Source organism: Streptomyces sp. AP-93 (assembly GCF_022808175.1).
Lineage (GTDB): Bacteria > Actinomycetota > Actinomycetes > Streptomycetales > Streptomycetaceae > Streptomyces.
In genome coordinates, this window is the sequence record NZ_JALGBX010000023.1 from 122,811 (window position 1) to 140,593 (window position 17,783).

A 17,783-nucleotide genomic window follows, 5' to 3' on the forward strand; every position below is an offset into this window, starting at 1 on the left:
CGTAGTCACTCGCTCGTCCCGGCACGAGGGGAAGCCGTGCCGGGCCCTCGGGCGCGGGCGATCGGCTGCAGTCGGCTCGCCGCGGTCCGGGGGACCGGCTTGATGTGGGCGAAGGCGCTCTTGGCGTTCCAGGTGGGAAAGGCTCGTACGAGCCACGAGGGGCCGTGGAGTTGGATGCGGCGGTCGCGCGTGGCTTCAGCCCAAGGGAGCTGGCCGGCATGCCATTTGACGAAGGCCTCGGCTTCCGCCGTGATGTACAGGTCCTCGTCGAGGCCGGGGTACGTCTTGCAGATCTCGGTGTCCGCGTGCTCGATCAGCAGCCAGTACCGCTCGGGGCGCCGGCGGCCGGTGAAGTCGAAGCGGATGACGATGCGGCGGTCCGGGAGCCGGTCTCGGCGGAGCATGTTGCACATCGACCACAGCGCCACGAAGGGATCGAGGTGCTCGGGGGCGATTTCGAGCCAGGTGGCACCCCACTCGCCGAGCGACACGCAGACCTTGAAGAGGTCGTGCCCCGCGGGCGTGAGCTCGTAGTGGCGTCCGCGCCCTTCGGGTTTGGGCGCCGACTCCACGATTCCGAGGCGTTCGAGCTGCCCCAGCCGCTGCGCGAGCAGAGTGCGGGAGAGCCCGGGCGCGCCCTCCAGGATCTCGCTGAAGTTTCCGCAGCCCAGGTGCAGGTTGCGGATGATCACCGGTGTCCAGCGCTCGGCGAAGATCTCTGCGCCACGGGCGATGGGACAGTACTGGCCGTAAGTCCGCACGACACCAGTATCGCGCCCTGGCCTCCGGCGGCGAAGTCCAGAATCCTGACTTCACAGCCACGGTCCACGGTGCTGCGATGGGACTGTCGGGAGACGAGGACCACGACGCCGACCGCCGAGCGAGTCGGCCCTCGGAACGAGGAGGTGGCCGCGATGGAGACCAACGAGATCAACGGGTTCCGGGGCCGGCTGATCACCGCTGACCACGCCGACTACGACGCCGCACGAGCACTGTGGAACGGCGCCGTCAACCGGCGCCCCCGGCTGATCGCCCGATGCGGTGGGACCGCAGACGTGGTCGCAGCCGTGCGCTTCGGCCGCGACCACGGCCTGGAGATCGCCGTCCGGGGCGGGGGCCACAACGTGGCCGGCACGGCGGTGTGCGACGACGGGATCGTCATCGACCTCTCGGCCATGCGGGCCGTATGGGTCGACCCCGCCGGCCGCACGGCCCGGGTGCAGGGTGGCGCTCTGTGGGGCGACGTCGACCACGAGACGCAGGCCCACGCTCTGGCCACCACCGGCGGTATCGTGGGCCACACCGGCGTCGCCGGGCTCACCCTCGGCGGTGGCATCGGCTTCCTCATGCGCAAGCACGGGCTCGCCGTCGACAACCTGCTGGCCGCCGAGGTGGTCACCCCCGAGGGCAGCATCCTGCGGGCGTCCGCCGATGAACACCCGGATCTGTTCTGGGCGCTGCGAGGCGGCGGCGGAAACTTCGGCGTCGTCACCACGTTCCGGTTCGCCCTGCACCCCCTCGGCCCGACCGTGATGGCCGGACCTGTCTTCTGGGCGGCCGACGACACCGCCGACGTGCTGCGCTTCTACCGGGACTTCGCCGCCGAAGCGCCCGACGAGCTCGGCACCGTCGTCAGGCTCGGCACCATCCCGCCGCTGCCGGTCATCAGCGAGGAGCTCCACTGGCGGCCGGCCATCGCCGTCGCCTGCTGCTACGCCGGCCCCGTCGAAGACGGCGAGCGTGCGGTACGGGCCCTGCGCCGCTTCGGGACGCCGCTCGTGGACCTGCTCGCACCCACGCCCTACGCCGCCTTCCAGGGCGGCCTCGACGACACCGTCCTCCACGGATGGCACTACTACTGGAAGTCCACCGACCTCACCGGTCTGTCCGACGAGGCCATCGCGGTCATCGCCGATCACGCCTACCGGGCCGCTTCGCCCCGGTCGTATGCGGCGATGTTCCACATGGGTGGCGCCGTCGCCCGGGTCCCCCACGACGCCACCGCCTACGCCGGTCGCGACGTGGCCCACAACATCGTCATCGACGCCGTGTGGCTCCCTGAAGAGTCCGACGGGCACGCCGCGGCCGAGACCGCATGGGCGCGGCGGTTCCTCCAAGCCCTCCAGCCGCACCGCGCCGACAGCGTCTACGTCAACTTCCTCGATGCCGACGACGACGCCGGCCGCGTCCGAGAGGCCTACGGCGATCACATCTACCGGCGACTGGCCGAGGTCAAGGCCAAGTACGACCCCGACAACGCCTTCCACCACAACAAGAACATCCGCCCCGGCTGAGCGGGTCGGGCGACGGTCCCGGACTAGGAAAGTCTGCCGGGCCGGCTGTCCTCATGTCCTCGGGTGTGTCTCGTACATCCGGATGGCGACGAGAAGTCCGGAGGCGGCGGTGAGGGCGGCGACGGCCCAGATCGCGGTGGTGAGGCCGAAGGCATCGGCGAGAACGCCCGCCAGGAGGGCGCCGACGGCGAAGCCGCCGTCGCGCCACAGCCGGTAGACGCCGACGGCACGGGCCCGCCAGGCGGGATGGGCGACGTCGCCGATCACGGCGAGCAGGGTCGGGTAGACCATCGCGGTGCCCGCCCCGAGCAGGATCTGGGCGAGGGCCCAGACGGGGAAGGCGGTGCCTGCGGCGACCAGGCCGATGGCGGCGGCCTGCAGAAGCATTCCCCAGGCGATGAGGCGCTTGCGGCCGATGCGGTCGGACCACCAGCCGGTCAGGATCTGACCGAGGCCCCAGACAGCGGGATAGAGGGCGGCGAGCAGCCCGATCCGGGTGATGGACAGGCCGTGAGCAGCGTAGAGCAGGGGGAAGATGCCCCAGGCGAGGGCGTCGTTGAGGTTGTTGACCATGCCGGCCCAGCTGGCGGATGAAAGGGCCTTGTCGCCGATGCTGGTGGCGCGGGTGATCTGGCGGGTGGTCAGTTCGCCGTGGTGGGCGGGGTTGTTCGGGGCGGGGTGGAGGGCGGCTTCGGCGCGGGCGTGTTCGCGGGTTTCACGTACGGCGAGGACGGAGAGGCCGAGCCCGAGGGCGGCGTAGGCGATGCCGAGGAAGAACGGCTCGGGCCGCAGTCCGGTGTGAGCGGCGATGGCGCCTGTGGCCATGGCGGTGGCGGCGAGCGCGCCGTAGCCGGCGGCCTCGTTCAGGCCCATCGCAAGTCCTCGGCGGGCCGGGCCGACCAGGTCGATCTTCATGACGACGGTGGTGGACCAGGTCAGGCCCTGGTTGATGCCGAGAAGCACGTTCGCGAAGATCACCCAGCCCCAGGAGGGTGCCCAGATCAGCAGCAGGGGGACCGGCAAGGCGATGAGCCAGCCCGCGATGAGCACGGGCTTGCGGCCGTAGCGGTCCGACCAGGTTCCGGCGAGGAAGTTGGTGACCGCCTTGGTCGCACCGAAGGCCACGATGTAGGTGAGGGCGGCGGTGTGGGCGGAGAGGTGGAAGGCCTGCTCGGCGAGCAGAGGCAGCACCGTGCGCTCCTGACCGAGCATGCCGCCGACCAGCGCGTTGACCGCGACGAGCAGGGCGAACTGCGCGAGGTTGGCGCGCAGTCCGAGTCTGATCCCGCCCGGGTGTCCGGGCACCGGGGTGGCAGGGACGGTCACACGCCCTCCTCAAGGGCTCTGCCGGTGGCGTCGGCCCAGTCCGCGGCGCCACCGGCCAGGACCGCGAGGTTCCTGGCGCCGGAGTGGGCGAGGAGGCTGGCGGCGGTCATGGCGCGTTCGCCGTGTCCGCACATCACCACCGTGCCGTCCGCGGTCGCGGGCAGGTGTGTGGGGAGGGTACCGAGTTCGGCGTGAGCGGCTCCGGGGATGTGGCCGCCGGCGAACTCGGAGGTTTGACGTACGTCCAGGACCGGGCGGTCGCCGATCTGCTCGGCCGTGACGAGGCCGGTCGTGTCCGCCGGGCCTCCGTCGGCGAGCCAGGCGGTCATGCCGCCGGCCAGCTGTCCGGCGAGCCGGTCGTAGCCGATCTTCGCGGCTTGCCAGGCGAGCTCGTGCTCGTCCTGGCCGGGTCCGAGGAGGAAGACCATCGGGGTGTCGTCGGGCAGCAGCCAGCCGAGCCAGGTGGCGAATGCCGGTCGCAGCGGGTTGGAGATGGCGCCGGGGATGTGCCCGGCGGCGAACTCCCGCACGGGGCGGGCGTCGACCAGGTGGGCGCCGGAGGCGAGCAGGGTTCGCGCGGCGGCCGGGGTCAGCGGCTTCAGACCCGGGACTGCGGTGAGCAGGGCCGGGCCCTGCCGGTTGGTCTCGGCGAGGCGGTCGAAGTACGCGGGGTAGGAGCCGAGCGGTCCGAGCAGCCGGGCCACGAAGGTGTCTTCGTCGGGTGCCGCCAGCAGGTCGTTGGCGGCTTTCTGGGCGCCGATGGTGGTGGTCCGCTCGGCACCGGGCGGTGCCGAGCAGAACGAGCCGGCACCGTGGGTGGGCCAGACCGCGGTGGGGTCGGGGAGTTCGGCCAGCCGTCGCAGGGAGCGGTACTGGGCGCGGGCCAGCTCCTCGGCCCGGTCCGCCCCTTGCAGGTCGGTGCGGGCGGCGGATCCGACGATCAGCGAGCCACCGGTGAACACCCCCAGTTCACGGGTGTCGTCCAGGAGCAGGAAGGACAGGTGCTCGTCGGTGTGGCCGGGAGTGGCGAGCGCCCGCAGCGTCAGTCCGCCGAGGTCGACCTCGTCGCCGTCGGCGAGCGCGGTGTGTGGGAAGGCGCGGCGGCCGGCCGCGGAGGCCAGGACCAGGGCCCCGTCGTCGGCGGCGAGCTGGAGCGCGCCGGTCAGGAAGTCGGCGTGCAGGTGGGTGTCGGCCGCGAAGGCCACGGTCAGCCCGCGCCGCGCGGCGGCGTCCCGCAGAGCACGCAGGTCACGGGAGGCATCAACGGCCAGGGCCCCGCCGTCACCGAGGTCGACCAGGTATGCGCTGTTGCCCAGGCCTGCGTCCACCAGGGGAATCAGATACTCGTCGGTGAAGCTCACGGCGGCCTCCCAGATGTTCGGTGTGCGGAGTTGGCAGCACCACTCCGCCCCTAATACAATATTCCATGGATTTATGGAGGATGCCATGGGAGACCCCACCCGCAAAGCCGCGCTGTTCGATGCCGTCGCCCGCACGGGCAAGGCCCTGTCCAACGGCAAGCGCCTGGAACTGCTAGACCTGCTCGCCCAGGGCGAGCGCAGCGTCGACGCCCTCGCCAAGACCGCGGGTCTCGGTCTGACCACCGCATCCGCGCATCTGCAGACCCTCAAGCAGGCCGGGCTCGTGGCCACCCGCCGCGACGGGGTGCGCATCCACTACCGGCTCGCCGGCGAAGACGTCGCAGCCCTGTACGCGCTGCTGCAGCAGGTCAGCCGTACCCACCTCGCCACCACCTTGCAGGCCCGCAGCGCGTACCTCGGCCCCGAGGACACCGACCAGCTCACCCGCGAGGAACTCCTGGAGCGCGTGAAGTCGGGCACCGCCACCGTCATCGACGTCCGGCCCGCCGAGGAATACGACGCCGGCCACATCCCCGGGTCGCTGTCCATCCCCCTCGACCAGCTCGAGGCCCGCCTGGCCGAACTCCCGGACGACGCCGAGATCGTCGCTTATTGCCGCGGCACCAACTGCGTCCTGTCCCACGACGCGGTCCGCCTGCTGGCAGCCCACGGCCGCCAAGCCCTCCGGCTGGCCGACGGCATGCTCGAATGGCGCCTGCACGACCTCCCCGTCGAGGCCGGTGCGGCCTAGCGGGTGCGTTTGTGGGTGATCCCCGCGTCGGTCAGTGTGCTGGCCCAGGTACGCGAGCAGGAGCCGTTGTCGGCCAGGACGCGCTGGACGGTGACCCGGGCCTGGCCGAAGAAGTTCTGCGCCCGGGTCCAGAACGCGGCTCACGGATCCTCACCAAACTGGAACTCAACAACCGCGTCCAGATCGCCCTGCTCGTCCACGACGCCGGAAGCGAGACGGGGGCGTAGCCCGGCTCCGTCCGCATCGGCGGTCAGCCGTGGCGCGGAGTCGGCTCAGTCGTCCCGAGGGGAATCCGAGTGTCCGCCGAGCGGGTAGGGGCGTGCGGTGCCGTGGACGCGGAGGGTGACCTCGTCGCCGACGGCGGGTGGGGCCGCGGTCGGGTCGAAGATCCGGGCGGCCATGGACGTGCCGTCGGCCAGGCGCAGGGCGAGCACCGCGTCGTGGCCGTAGAAGTCGCGCCGTACGACGGTCGCGGCGACCGCACCCGCAGCCCCGGGCGGGGCCAGGGTGATCTGCTCGGGTCGCAGGAGCACGCACAGCGGGCCGGGCGGCAGCGCGCCTTCGGAGTGCACGACCGGGAGGGCGCCGAGCGGGGTACGGGCCCGTCCGCCGTCCAGTACGGCGGGCAGCCAGACCGCGTCGCCGACGAAGGAGGCCACCCACGGGCTGGCCGGTACGTGATAGAGGAGTTCGGGCGGTCCGCTCTGGACGATCCGGCCGTCTCGCATGACCGCGACCTCGTCGGCCATGGAAAGGGCCTCCGCCTGGTCGTGGGTGACCAGGACGGCGGTGGCACCGTCGGCGCGCAGGGCCTGCCAGACGTCCTGGCGCAGTTCGGCCCGCAGGGCTGCGTCGAGTGCGTTGAACGGCTCGTCGAGCAGCACGACCGGTGGCCGGGGCGCGAGAGCGCGGGCGACCGCGACGCGCTGCTGCTGGCCGCCGGAGAGGTCGTGCGGCATCCGGTCCTGGAAGCCGGACAGGCCCACCAGGTCCAGCACGGCGGCCGCCCGGCCGGCCCGGCGGGCTGCCCGGTCCAGTCCGTAGGCGACGTTGCCGAGGACGGACAGGTGCGGGAAGAGCGCGCCCTCCTGGGGGACCACCGCGATCCGCCGCCGCTCGGGCGGCACCGAGGTGTCGGCGGTGGCGACACGGTGGCCGTCGACTCGGATCTCGCCCTCGTCCGGCGTCTCGAAGCCTGCGATGCAGCGCAGCAGCGTGGTCTTGCCCGAGCCGGAGGGACCGAGTACTGCCATCAGCGCGCCGGAGCGGACGGTGAGGTTCACACCAGCCAGGGCCTGGACGCGGCCGTAGGCCTTGCGGACGTCGGTGATACGCAGTTCCGCCATGTCAGCCCCCTCCCCGGGTGAGTACTCCGGTGCGCGCCGACAGCCACCAGGTGGGCACGGCAGCGATGAGCACCAGCAGGGCGGCGTAGGGAGCCGCGGCGGCGTACGCGGCGACCGAGGTGTGCGTCCACAGGCCGGTGGCGAGGGTGTCCAGTCCGGTGGGGCGCAGCAGCAGGGTGGCGGGCAGCTCCTTCATACAGGTGAGGAAGACCAGGGCGGCGCCGGCGCCGATGCCTGGTGCGGCCAGGGGGACGGTCACCGTGCGCAGTACGTGGGCCCGCCCGCGGCCGAGGGAGCGGGCGACCTCTTCCAGGCCGGGTGGCGCCTGCGCTACGGCGGCGCCGACGGCCGCGACGGCGAGGGGCAGGAAGAGCGCTGCGTACGCCAGGGCGAGCAACCATACGGTCTGGTAGAGCGGGTAGGCCACGTTGATGCCGAAGAACACCAGGGAAAGGCCGATGACCAGGCCGGGCAGCGCGTGCGAGAGATAGGCGAGGCGGTCCAGGCCGACGGCGAGCGGGCCCGGTACGCGGGCGGAGAGCAGCCCCACCGGCAGGGCGAGCATCATGGTCAGGCCCGTGCCGAGCAGGGCCACTCCCAGTGAGTTGCGTGCCGCGAGGGCGAGTTCGGCGAGCGAGCCGGGCCGCGAGACGCCCTCGACGGACCACCGGAGCAGGGCGGCCGCGGGCACGCCGAGGGCCGCCGCGATCACGCCGGTGAGGCCGATTGCGGCCGGCCACCGCAGCGGGCCCAGGCGCAGGCGTGCCGACGGGCGGGGAGCGCCCCCACCGAGCCGGGCGTAGCGGGCCCCGCGCCGCCGGGTGAGCTGCTCGGCCAGCAGCAGGAACGCGGTGAGGGCGACGAGGACCGTGGCGAGCACGAGCGCACCGGTGCGGTCGAAGCCGAGGTTGATCGCGGTGAAGATGGCCCGGGTGAAGACGTCGACTCGGACGATGGAGACGGCGCCGAAGTCGGAGAGTACGTAAAGGGCGACGAGCAGCGCCCCCGCTCCCACCGCCGGGCGTACCTGGCGCAGTGTCACGGCGCCGGCCGTGCGCCACGGGCCGCGCCCGAGCGACCGCGACACCTCCTCCTGTGCCGGGTCCACCCCGGTCAGCGCGGCCGCGACGGGCAGGTAGACGTACGGGTACGAGACCAGCGTGAGGACGAGTGCGGCGGCCCAGAAGCCCTCGAAGCCCCGGGCGGTGGAGACCCAGGCGAAGGCCGCCACGTAACTGGGGACGGCGAGCGGCAGCGCAGCCAGCACCCCGAACAGCCGCCGCGCCGGTACGTCGGTACGCGTGACGAGGAAGGCCGCGGCCACGCCCAGCACGGTGCACGCCACGGTGACGACGGCCGCCAGCGCCATGCTCCGGACGGCCAGTGCCGCGGTGCGCGCCGTGAACAGCTCGTCGGTGATCCGGTCCCAGCCTGCCTCGCCGACCCGTACGCCCAGGTAGGCCAGCGGAATGAAGGCGACCCCCACGGCCAGCGTCGCGGCGGCCGCCAGCGTCGGACGCGGCACCAGCCGCCGCACCCGGCGTGGGGTGAGGGCCGACGACGACACGCTCAGACCAGCCCCGATTCCTTGATCATCTTGACCGTGGTCTCCAGGTCGGCCAGGTCGCCCAGGTCGACGTCCGGCGCGTTGAGCGAGGACAGCTTCGGCAGGCCGGGCGCGCTGTCGACGCCGGCCGCCAACGGGTACTCGTACGTCTCCTCGGCGAAGTAGGTCTGCGCCTCGCGGCCGAGCAGGTAGTCGACGAAGGCCCGCACGTCCGGATCCCCCGCGGACTTGTCGAGCACGCCGACGCCGGAGACATTGACGAGAGAGCCGATGTCTCCGTCCGGGAAGAAGTGGTTCTTCGCCTTCAGGGCGGCGACGGCGGTGCCCTTCTCCTTGGCCAGCTCGTAGACGTAGTAGTGGTTGACCAGTCCGGTGGCGAGCCTGCCGGCGTCGACGTCGGCGACGATGGGCGCGTTGCCCTCCCTGATCTGCGCGTCGTTGGCCTTCAGCCCGGCGAGGAACTGCTCGGTCTTCTCCTCGCCGTGCTCCACGCGCATCGCGGTGATGAAGGCCTGGAACGAGCCGTTGGTCGGCGCGACGCCGACCTTTCCCTTCCACTGGGGTTCGGTCAGCTCGAAGACCGACTTCGGCAGCGAGGCCGCGGGCACCTGGTCGGTGTTGTAGACCAGTACGCGCGAGCGCCCCGTGACCCCCACCCACTCGCCGCCTTTCGCCCGGTATTCCGCCGGCACCTTCTCCAGCACCTCGGCCGACAGCGGGGTGAACAGCCCTTTGTCCGTCACCGCCCCCAGGGCTCCGGCATCCTGGGCGAGGAAGACATCCGCCGGGCTCCGCTCCCCCTCCTCCACCAGCTGGGCCGCCATCTGGGCGGTATCGCCGTACCGGGCCTCGACAGTGACCCCGGTGGCCTTCCGGAAGTCCTCCAGCACCGGCTTGACCAGCGATTCACTCCGGCCGCTGTACACGGTGATCTTCTTGTCGGGCCCCGCGGTGGGGCCGGCTTCCGCCTGCTCGCCCTCTGCCGAGCCGCACGCTGTGACCCCGAGGGCCAGCAGGCCTCCGAGAGCCGCGGCAAGGACGCGCCGCATTCCGGGGGTACGCACGATCCCACTCCTCCGCTGCCGAACCGACCGGCTACAGGTTGGGCATATCACCCATATTAGGACAGCCTAGCCTTAGGCTCAGGGGAGGGTCGGATGCGCGCGGCGCGCGGATGAATCCGCGAAAGGCGGGTCAGCCTTCGGGCTGGCTGATCAACTGCGCGATGTAGAGGGGCTCACCCAGCTTTTGGACGAGCTCCAGCTGTGCGTCAAGGTAGTCGATGTGGTGCTCCTCGTCGGCGAGGATCGATTCGAAGAGGTTCGCCGAGGTCACGTCGCCTTTGGCGCGCATGATCTCGATGCCGCGCCTGAGCCGGTCGATCGCCTCGACCTCGACCTCTCGGTCCACCTGGAACATCTCCGTGACCGTCTGCCCCACCCGCACATGGAAGAGCCGCTGATAGTTGGGCAGGCCGTCGAGGTAGAGGATGCGGTCGGTCAGGGATTCCGCATGGTTCATCTCGTCGAACGACTCGTGCCGCGTATACGCCGCGAGCTTCGTCCAGCCGAAGCTCTCCTGCATCTTGGAGTGGAGGAAGTACTGGTTGATCGCGGTCAGCTCCGCGGTCAACTGCTCATTGAGGAACTCGAGGACCTCGGGGTCGCCCTGCATGACACCTCGCCCTTCCGAAGAGGCCGACTCCCCGCCCCGCACTCGCATCGGCCCAGGACTCTACGGCCACCCCTCATTCGACGATAACCCCCGTCCGCTCAAGACGCCCCATGCCCCGTACCTGCCGGTATCCAGGTCGGGGGGGCGCCACGCGGAGCGTCGTCCGCCCCACACACCGACGGACGAGCCTCCCCATCGCTCGCTTGGTGGTCGCCTCCCCGTGAAAATCCCCTCACACGAAGAGTGGAGCACTCGTCACCCTCGGGGTCCTCAGGCGATCTCGGTACGACGGCCGCCCCTCGGGATGACGAGAGGCGTACCGGCGACCGGGCATTCGATGACCGCGGCCTCGAGGCCGAAGACCTCGCGGACCAGGTCCGGTGCGACGATCTCGGATGGCGGACCGGCCGCGATCACCCGGCCCTCGCGCATGGCGATGAGGTGGCCGGCGTAGCGGCAGGCGAGGTTGAGCTCGTGCAGGACCATCACCACGGTGCGGCCCTCGGTGCGGTTGAGGTCCGCGACGAGTTCGAGGACGTCGACCTGGTGGGCGAGGTCGAGGTAGGTCGTGGGCTCGTCCAGCAGCAGGACCGGCGTGTGCTGGGCCAGCGCCATGGCGATCCACACGCGCTGGCGCTGGCCGCCCGATAGTTCGTCGATGGATCGGGTCGCCAGCTCCGCCGAGCCCGTCGCCGCCAGCGCGGCGTCCACCGCGGCCTCGTCGGAGGAGGACCATTGGCGCCACCACCGCTGGTGCGGGGTGCGGCCGCGGGCCACGAGGTCCCGTACGGAGATGCCGTCGGGCGCGCTGGGGGTCTGCGGGAGCAGGGCGAGCCGCAGGGCGAACTCCCGTGCGGACAGGCTCGCGATGTCCTCGCCGTCCAGGTGGACGGCGCCGCCGGCCGGCTTCAGCAGCCGGGCCAGGGCCCGCAGGGCGGTGGACTTTCCGCAGGCGTTGGGGCCGACCAGCGCGGTCACCTTCCCGGCCGGGATGTCGAGCTCGAGGTCCTCGGAGACGATGCGGTCGCCGTAGCCCAGGCGCAGCCCGGAGGCGTGGAGTGCGGTGGGCGAGATGCCGGTCGGCTGGGACTGGGTCTCGGTCAGCGGGGCGGTCATGTCAGCCTCCCTTTCCGGCCCGGTTGGTACGGGCGAGGAGTAGCAGCAGGTACGGGGCGCCCACGGCGCCGGTGAGCACGCCGACGGGCAGTTCGGTCGGGGCCAGGACGACGCGCGCGGCCAGGTCGGCGATGACGAGCAGAACCGCTCCGGTCAGCGCGCTGGTGACCAGCGGGATGCCGGCGGTGCCGGCGATCCGCCGCGCGACCTGCGGGGCGCCCAGGGCGATGAAGGCGATCGGACCGGCCGCGGAGGTCGCCAGCGCGGTGAGGCAGGTGGCGAGGACCAGCAGGGCGATCCGGGCGTGCCGCAGCGGGATGCCGAGGCCGCGCGCGGTGTCGTCGTCGTACTGGAGCAGCTGGTACGGGCGTGCGAGCGCCAGGGTCAGCGGCAGGAGCACCGCCAGCGCCAGTCCGGCCCACTGGACGTGTTCGTAGCCGCGCCCGTTGAGGCTGCCGGTCAGCCACACCATGGCGCGGGAGGCCTGGTCGATGTCGGCGCGGGCCAGCATCCAGCGGGTCAGCGCGATCAGCGCGCCGTTCGCGGCGAGGCCGACGAGGACGAAGCGGTAGCCGGTGATGGTGCCGTCCCGGTAGGCCAGCAGGTAGATGGCGACCGAGGTCAGCAGGGCTCCGGCGAGGGCCCCGAACGGTACGGCCGCGAAGGTACCGGCGCCCGCCGCGGTGACCCCGCCTATGAGGATGGCGCACACCGCGCCGGCCCCGGAGCCGGCCGCGATGCCGATCAGGTCCGGGCTGGCGAGCGGGTTGCGGGTGACGGCCTGGAACACGGCGCCGGCCAGCCCGAACGCGGCCCCCACCAGCAGTGCGGTCAGGGCGCGCGGCAGCCGGAGCTGGTGGACGATCAGGTCGGCCGCCCCGGAGCCGGTGCCCAGCACGGAGCCCAGTACGTCGCCGACCGGGATCGCGAACGTCCCCAGTGAGACGGAGGCGACCAGGCCCGCGAACCCGGTCAGGACGAGGACGAGCACCGAGAGCGCGACCCGGGGGCGCACGGCGGCGCCGACCGGCCCGGCTTCGATCCTCAGGCGCCGGTCGGCCTTCTGACGGCCCATCGTGTTCGTCGTGTTCGTCGTGTTCGTCGTGCTCATCGTGTTCGTCGTGCTCATCGGGTGTGCTCCTTGAGCTTGCCGCGCTTGACCAGCAGCGCCAGGAACGGCGCCCCGAGCAGCGCGGTCACCACGCCGGCCTCCAGTTCGCCGGGTCGGGCCACCATCCGGCCCACCACGTCGGCAGCGAGCATCAGCGAGGCCCCGCCCAGCGCCGAACACGGCACCAGCCAGCGGGCGTCGGGCCCGGTGAAGGCCCGTACGACGTGCGGGACGACCAGGCCGAGGAAGGTCACGGGACCGGCCGCGGCGACGGCCGCTCCGGTCAGCAGGACCACCGCCAGCGCGCCCAGGGCCCGGGTGGACTTGACCGGGGTGCCGAGCGAGCTGGCCAGGTCGTCGCCGAGAGCGAGGGCGTTGAACCGGCCGCTCAGTCCGAGAGCGAGGCCGAGTCCGACGACGATGAACGGGAGCAGTTCCATGCCCAGTTGCGCGTCCCGGCCGGCCAGCGAGCCCACCGCCCAGAAGCGGTACTGGTCCAGGGTGCTCACGTCGAGCAGGATCAGGGTATTGGTGCCCGCGTCGAGCAGTACGGTCACGGCCGCGCCGGCCAGGGCGAGTTTGGCGGGGGTGGCGCCGCCGTAGCCCCTGCCGCCGACGGCGTAGGCGATGAGACCGGCCAACGCCCCGCCGAGGAAGGCGAACCAGATGTACTGGTACGAACTCGTCAGCCCCAGCATTCCGATGCTCGCGGCCACCGCGAACGAGCCGCCCGCACTGATGCCGATCAGGCCGGGGTCGCCGAGCGGATTGCGGGTGATGTCCTGGGCCACCGCACCCGCGGCGCCCAGCGCGAGCCCGACCAGCAGCCCCAGGACTGTGCGGGGCATGCGCAGTTCACGGACCACCACGGCGTCGCCGGCGTCGCTCCCGGCCATCGCGGCCAGGACGTCGGAGAGCGGTACGGCTTTGGTGCCGATCGCGAGGGAGGCACAGACCATGGCGGCCACGGTGGCGAGCAGCGCCGCGAGCACCAGGGTTCGGGAGAGAACTCGCCGGGGTGGCGGAGCGGTTGGGGCGGGGGCCGCGGCGGCGTCCGCGGTGACGGGCTTCAGGTACACCCACACAAGGTAAGGGATGCCTAACCGAACCCGCTCTGCACCCCCCGCCTGGATTTGGCCACGAAGAGCAGCTACTCTTCACCACGCATTTACTCAGGCAAGCCTTACCTAAGAATACTGTTTCCCTCTGTAGAACTGAGAACTGATGAGCACCTCCACTCAGCGTCGCCGGCCGGGCCGGATCGCAGCGGCCGTTCTGACCGCAGCCATGGCCCTCTCGCTGGCCGCCTGCGGCGGCAGCAGCGACGACAAGAAGCCGGCCGCCGAGTTGTCGAAGTCTGCCGCCGCCGAGTCGGCCGGCTTCCCGCGCACCATCACCCACGACAAGGGCAAGACCGAGATCAAGGCCAAGCCCAAGCGCGTGGTGGCGCTGGACAACAGCCTGGTCGAGGCGATCGTCGCGCTCGACACGCCGCTGGTCGGCGGTATCGGATCATACCGTGACCAGAAGGGCTTCCCGCCCTACCTCGGTGACGCGGTGAAGGAAACGAAGGACGTCGGCCCGCTCGACAACCCCAACCTCGAGGCGATCGCGGCCCTCAAGCCGGACCTCATCGTCTCGGCGACGGTCCGTCACGCCGACTTCTACGACCGGCTGAGCCAGATCGCGCCGACCGTGTTCGTCAAGACCACCGGCCCGATCTGGAAGGAGAACATCACCTTCCTCGGCCAGGCGCTGGGCCAGGAGGAGAAGGCCACGGCCAAGCTGACGGCCTACCAGACCCGTGCCAAGGAGATCGGCGACGCGATCAACGCCAAAGGTGGCGGCGTCAACGGCAAGCCCACCTTCGCGGTCGTCCGCTTCGTCGACGGTCCGACGCGCATCTACCTGCCCAAGACCTTCAGCGGCATCATCCTGACCGACATGGGCCTGACGCGGCCGGAGAACCAGCGTGACGAGGTGAAGTTCAACATCGAGATCAGCGAAGAGCAGATCCAGCAGGCCGATGCGGACCACATCTTCATGACCAGCTTCTCGGGCGGCGAGGAGCGCAAGAAGAAGTTCGTCGCCAACCCGCTGTGGCAGCGACTGAACGCGGTCCAGAAGAACCAAGTCCACGAGGTGGACGACTCGATCTGGATGACCTCGGTCTCCCTCCAGGGTGCGGACGTTGTGCTCGACGACCTGGCGAAGGCCTTCCAGGTGGACCCCGCCAAGTAGGCATCACCGCCTACCCGACGGGCCGGCCCCGGCTGCGTACTGATGAAGTACGCAGCCGGGGCCGGCCTTTGGTGTGTACGAGTGTGTACGGGGGAGAGCGGCGGGACTCGCTCAGCCCTCGCCCCCGCTCAGTCCTTCGCCCCCGCTCAGTCCTCGCCCTCGATCCGGCGCAGCCGCTCCGCATCGCAGGTACGGGGACAGGTCGTACAGGGCAGGGCCCCGTCCAGGGTGTAGTACATGCAGCAGCCGAGCCGGGTGCGGGTCGGGTGCAGATGCCCGGCGCGGTCCGCGAGCCGCCTGAAGTCGGCGCCGCCGGGGAAGGGCGCCATGGCGGTCGGGAGCAGCTCGGTCGCCTCGCGCACCGCGTGGTCCTCGCAGCCGAGGGCGCGCCCGAGGTACCAGATCCCGGAGAGCAGGTCGTCGGCGACCATGCCCCACAGGGCCCGGCCCCCGCGCCGGACCCGAGGCCCGATGGTGGCCAGCAGCGACCGTACGTGATCGGCGACGGCCGCCCGCAACTCGGCGCGCAGCGCCTCCTCGTCGGCCACCACCCGGGCGCCCGGCAGGTGCGCCGCCGGATCCCCGGGCAGGCACGCGAATCCGGCCCCCGGAACAATCTCGAACGAGCCCGTCGAAAGGTCCACGCGCACCTCGCTCGGGCGGATGCGCGGTACGCGCCGCTCCAGGTACCAGACGCCGCTCATCAGCAGGCTGACGGACCAGAGGTAGTCGTGCAGCGCGCGCGACGCGGCAACATCGGGGCGCGGATCGTGCCCGTGCCCCGCCCGGATGCGGGCGGCCTCGGCAGCGACGAAACCGTCCAGGGCCTGCCGGCTCCCGGCCGGTTCCGCCAGTTCGGCGCCGTTGACCCACTGTCCGGGCTGGTCGGCGACGGCGGTGGCCACCCGAACGTCCAGCGCCTCGCACGCGGCCGCCAATCGACCGTAGGTCCGCGCGAGCGCGGCGGCGGCGTCCAGTGCGGGACGCTCGCGCGACGCGAGGCGCGGGGCCGTGATCATCGGTTCTCGATCATGTGCTGCACGGAAACTCCGATACGGGAGAGTAGGCAAGCCTTACCTTAACCCAATGATCCATGATCACGACCGCACGCCAGGCCTCCCGCCTCAAAGGGGAGTTGAGGCTAAGGGCTGACTACCAAAGCCGCCTTCCGCCGGCGGTTGAGCAGCTCCGTCGGCACCGAAGCGTGCCGAAACCAGCCCCCCTCGCACTCCTCATCGCGGCCGGGGCCGTACCCGCGCTCGCGGGCGTCATCCGGCGGAACTCGGGGTCACGGCGAACTGGCCGCGGACGCCCTTGCCAACCATGCCGGGCTTGCACGCGGTGATGCAGGAGCCGGCCTCGGCGACCTTGACGGTCATGCTGCGGGAGGTGCCGGGGCCAATGCCCTCAACTTCGCTGACCACCTTGCCCTGCGGGCTGTAGAGGTAGAACTCGGTGATCTTGTCGCCTTCGTTGGTGACCTCGAAGGTGATCGACCCGGCCGGCGCGGAGGTCCGGGAGAGCTCACAGGCATCGCCTCCGGCGCGGACGGCGATGACTCCGGGGGTGCGAGGGGTCTGGGCGGGCGCGCAGTCCAGGCCGAAGAGCAGCGCGCTTGTCCACATGTCGACCCTCACCGCGACCGCCACGGCCCACGTGAGGCGCGTGACGGTTCTTCAACTTCCTTTCACAAGTGGAACTATCGCTTCCAGCGCCCGAATTGTGACGATGTTCGCATCGCGAGACGGCTTGACGAACACCCACAGGAACCTCTTAGGTACGCCTTACCTAACTTTCACCTGAGGGATTTCAGCCATGCCGATACCTGCCCTGTCCTCACTCCTCCTCGCCGCCCCGCTGGCGCTCGCTCTGACGGCCTGCGGTACCGCCCCCGCCGGGGTCGCGCACCAGCACACCGTCCTCGAGGCGGAGATCGCCGCCAACGGCGGGGAGACCAAGGTCGGGGAGTACCGCGTCGGCTACATCGTCGAGGCGGCCGAGCCGTGGTTCCAGGCGGAGCAGGGCGGCCAGGGCGGACACTCCGGGCACGGCAAGCTGGTCAACCGCGAGCCGGCCAAGGACGAGACGCACCACATCGAGATCATCCCGATGGAGGCCGCCACCGGCCGCATCGTCCCGAACGTGCCGATCCGCCTCGAAGTCGTCGACGCCCAGGGCCAGGTCGTCCAGGCGCAGGACCTGAACTTCTACCACGCCGAGTTCTTCCACTACGCCAACAACTTCTCGATCCCCACCGCCGGGAAGTACACCCTGCGCGCCACCCTCCAGCCGCCGACCTTCCTGCGGCACGGTGCCAGCGGTGAGACGCCCGCCCTGAGCGAGCCCGTAACCGCCACCTTCACAGGCGTGGAACTGAAGAACGAGAGCTGACCGGTGGCCCTCATCACGGAAAGACCCCTGGTCACCGCCGCTCCGGCCCCGCTGCCCACCGTCGGCGAACCGGAGCGGACCACTCCCCTGTGGGTCCTCGTCTCCCTCGGCGTGCTCAGCTCCGGAATCATCGCCGGCGCCTGCTGGATGTCCGGCCACGTCCACCCCGACACCACCCTCCAGACCGTGGCCCGGTTCTTCCACGTGGCCGCCCTGATCATCGGCCTCGGCGCCGTCCTCGCCGTCGACTGGTTCGGCATCCTGTGGCTGCTCGGCAAGCGCCGCCTGTCCGACATCACCGGCACCGCCTGCGCCCTCCAGATCCCCATCTGGCTCGGCATGGCCGGCCTCGTCGTCACCGGCCTGTTCCTGCGCCCGAACCTCGGCTCGCCCCTGACCCTGGTCAAGCTCGGCCTCGTACTCGCCGTGACCGTCAACGGCCTGTACGCCCACTGGCTCGGCCAGCGCCTGGACCGGTACGGGGACGACGCACCGATGCCCCGCCACCTGATGGTGCAGTCGGGCCTGGCCGCCACCGTCAGCCAGACCGGCTGGTGGGGCGCCACCCTCATCGGCTTCCTCAACAGCCAGTCCTGACCAGACGC

Annotated in this window: 17 protein-coding genes; 5 read left to right on the plus strand and 12 right to left on the minus strand. The window is 71.3% G+C overall.

Translation table 11 applies throughout. The features are described from left to right. Positions 1 to 5 precede the first annotated feature (5 nt). Positions 6 to 761, minus strand: a complete 756-nt coding sequence (locus MTF69_RS31910; RefSeq protein ID WP_243339697.1) for a helix-turn-helix domain-containing protein — start codon at positions 759 to 761, stop codon at positions 6 to 8. 153 nt (positions 762 to 914) lie between these two features. Here MTF69_RS31910 and MTF69_RS31915 point away from each other — a divergent pair, with 153 nt between their 5' ends. Beyond that, positions 915 to 2,294: an FAD-binding oxidoreductase gene (locus tag MTF69_RS31915; RefSeq protein ID WP_243339698.1), complete on the plus strand. Its 1,380-nt coding sequence runs from the start codon at positions 915 to 917 to the stop codon at positions 2,292 to 2,294. A 51-nt stretch (positions 2,295 to 2,345) separates the two neighbouring features. On the opposite strand, the gene MTF69_RS31920 is transcribed toward MTF69_RS31915, so the two are convergent. Then, the gene (locus tag MTF69_RS31920; protein WP_243339699.1) at positions 2,346 to 3,620 is read right to left on the minus strand and encodes an MFS transporter; all 1,275 of its coding nucleotides are present in this window, start codon (positions 3,618 to 3,620) and stop codon (positions 2,346 to 2,348) included. Continuing rightward, positions 3,617 to 4,981 (minus strand): rhodanese-like domain-containing protein, encoded by a 1,365-nt coding sequence (locus MTF69_RS31925; RefSeq protein WP_243339700.1) that lies wholly within the window; start codon positions 4,979 to 4,981, stop codon positions 3,617 to 3,619. Before MTF69_RS31925 ends, MTF69_RS31920 begins: the two co-directional genes overlap by 4 nt. A gap of 85 nt (positions 4,982 to 5,066) precedes the next feature. Here MTF69_RS31925 and MTF69_RS31930 point away from each other — a divergent pair, with 85 nt between their 5' ends. Beyond that, positions 5,067 to 5,732, plus strand: coding sequence for a metalloregulator ArsR/SmtB family transcription factor (locus MTF69_RS31930; RefSeq protein ID WP_243339701.1), 666 nt, complete (start codon positions 5,067 to 5,069; stop codon positions 5,730 to 5,732). Positions 5,733 to 6,004: 272 nt separating this feature from the next. On the opposite strand, the gene MTF69_RS31940 is transcribed toward MTF69_RS31930, so the two are convergent. The 7 genes from MTF69_RS31940 to MTF69_RS31970 all read right to left on the minus strand — a co-directional run bounded on the left by MTF69_RS31940 (position 6,005) and on the right by MTF69_RS31970 (position 13,625). After that, a complete protein-coding gene (locus MTF69_RS31940) occupies positions 6,005 to 7,078 on the minus strand; it encodes an ABC transporter ATP-binding protein (RefSeq protein ID WP_243339702.1) in 1,074 nt (357 codons plus the stop codon). Between the two features lies 1 nt (position 7,079). After that, positions 7,080 to 8,603, minus strand: coding sequence for an iron ABC transporter permease (locus tag MTF69_RS31945; protein ID WP_243339703.1), 1,524 nt, complete (start codon positions 8,601 to 8,603; stop codon positions 7,080 to 7,082). A gap of 44 nt (positions 8,604 to 8,647) precedes the next feature. Continuing rightward, the gene (locus MTF69_RS31950; protein WP_243339704.1) at positions 8,648 to 9,709 is read right to left on the minus strand and encodes an iron ABC transporter substrate-binding protein; all 1,062 of its coding nucleotides are present in this window, start codon (positions 9,707 to 9,709) and stop codon (positions 8,648 to 8,650) included. A 130-nt stretch (positions 9,710 to 9,839) separates the two neighbouring features. Next, the gene (bfr, locus tag MTF69_RS31955) at positions 9,840 to 10,319 is read right to left on the minus strand and encodes a bacterioferritin (protein WP_243339705.1); all 480 of its coding nucleotides are present in this window, start codon (positions 10,317 to 10,319) and stop codon (positions 9,840 to 9,842) included. Positions 10,320 to 10,589: 270 nt separating this feature from the next. Then, the gene (locus tag MTF69_RS31960; protein ID WP_243339706.1) at positions 10,590 to 11,435 is read right to left on the minus strand and encodes an ABC transporter ATP-binding protein; all 846 of its coding nucleotides are present in this window, start codon (positions 11,433 to 11,435) and stop codon (positions 10,590 to 10,592) included. Between the two features lies 1 nt (position 11,436). Further along, complete coding sequence (locus tag MTF69_RS31965) at positions 11,437 to 12,564, minus strand: iron chelate uptake ABC transporter family permease subunit (protein ID WP_243339707.1); 1,128 nt, start codon at positions 12,562 to 12,564, stop codon at positions 11,437 to 11,439. Next, positions 12,561 to 13,625 (minus strand): iron ABC transporter permease, encoded by a 1,065-nt coding sequence (locus tag MTF69_RS31970; protein WP_243339708.1) that lies wholly within the window; start codon positions 13,623 to 13,625, stop codon positions 12,561 to 12,563. The genes MTF69_RS31965 and MTF69_RS31970 overlap by 4 nt, the downstream gene beginning before the upstream one ends. A gap of 145 nt (positions 13,626 to 13,770) precedes the next feature. Between MTF69_RS31970 and MTF69_RS31975 the strand changes: the two genes are divergently transcribed. Continuing rightward, the gene (locus MTF69_RS31975) at positions 13,771 to 14,787 is read left to right on the plus strand and encodes an ABC transporter substrate-binding protein (RefSeq protein WP_243339709.1); all 1,017 of its coding nucleotides are present in this window, start codon (positions 13,771 to 13,773) and stop codon (positions 14,785 to 14,787) included. Positions 14,788 to 14,933: 146 nt separating this feature from the next. Here MTF69_RS31975 and MTF69_RS31980 read toward each other — a convergent pair whose 3' ends face one another. Beyond that, entirely contained in the window at positions 14,934 to 15,806 is an 873-nt protein-coding gene (locus tag MTF69_RS31980) for a (2Fe-2S)-binding protein (protein WP_243339710.1), read from the minus strand. Between the two features lie 249 nt (positions 15,807 to 16,055). After that, a complete protein-coding gene (locus MTF69_RS31985) occupies positions 16,056 to 16,412 on the minus strand; it encodes a cupredoxin domain-containing protein (RefSeq protein ID WP_243339711.1) in 357 nt (118 codons plus the stop codon). A 190-nt stretch (positions 16,413 to 16,602) separates the two neighbouring features. Between MTF69_RS31985 and MTF69_RS31990 the strand changes: the two genes are divergently transcribed. Next, positions 16,603 to 17,178: an iron transporter gene (locus tag MTF69_RS31990; RefSeq protein WP_243339712.1), complete on the plus strand. Its 576-nt coding sequence runs from the start codon at positions 16,603 to 16,605 to the stop codon at positions 17,176 to 17,178. A 3-nt stretch (positions 17,179 to 17,181) separates the two neighbouring features. Continuing rightward, positions 17,182 to 17,775, plus strand: a complete 594-nt coding sequence (locus tag MTF69_RS31995; protein ID WP_243339713.1) for a hypothetical protein — start codon at positions 17,182 to 17,184, stop codon at positions 17,773 to 17,775. Positions 17,776 to 17,783 lie beyond the last annotated feature (8 nt).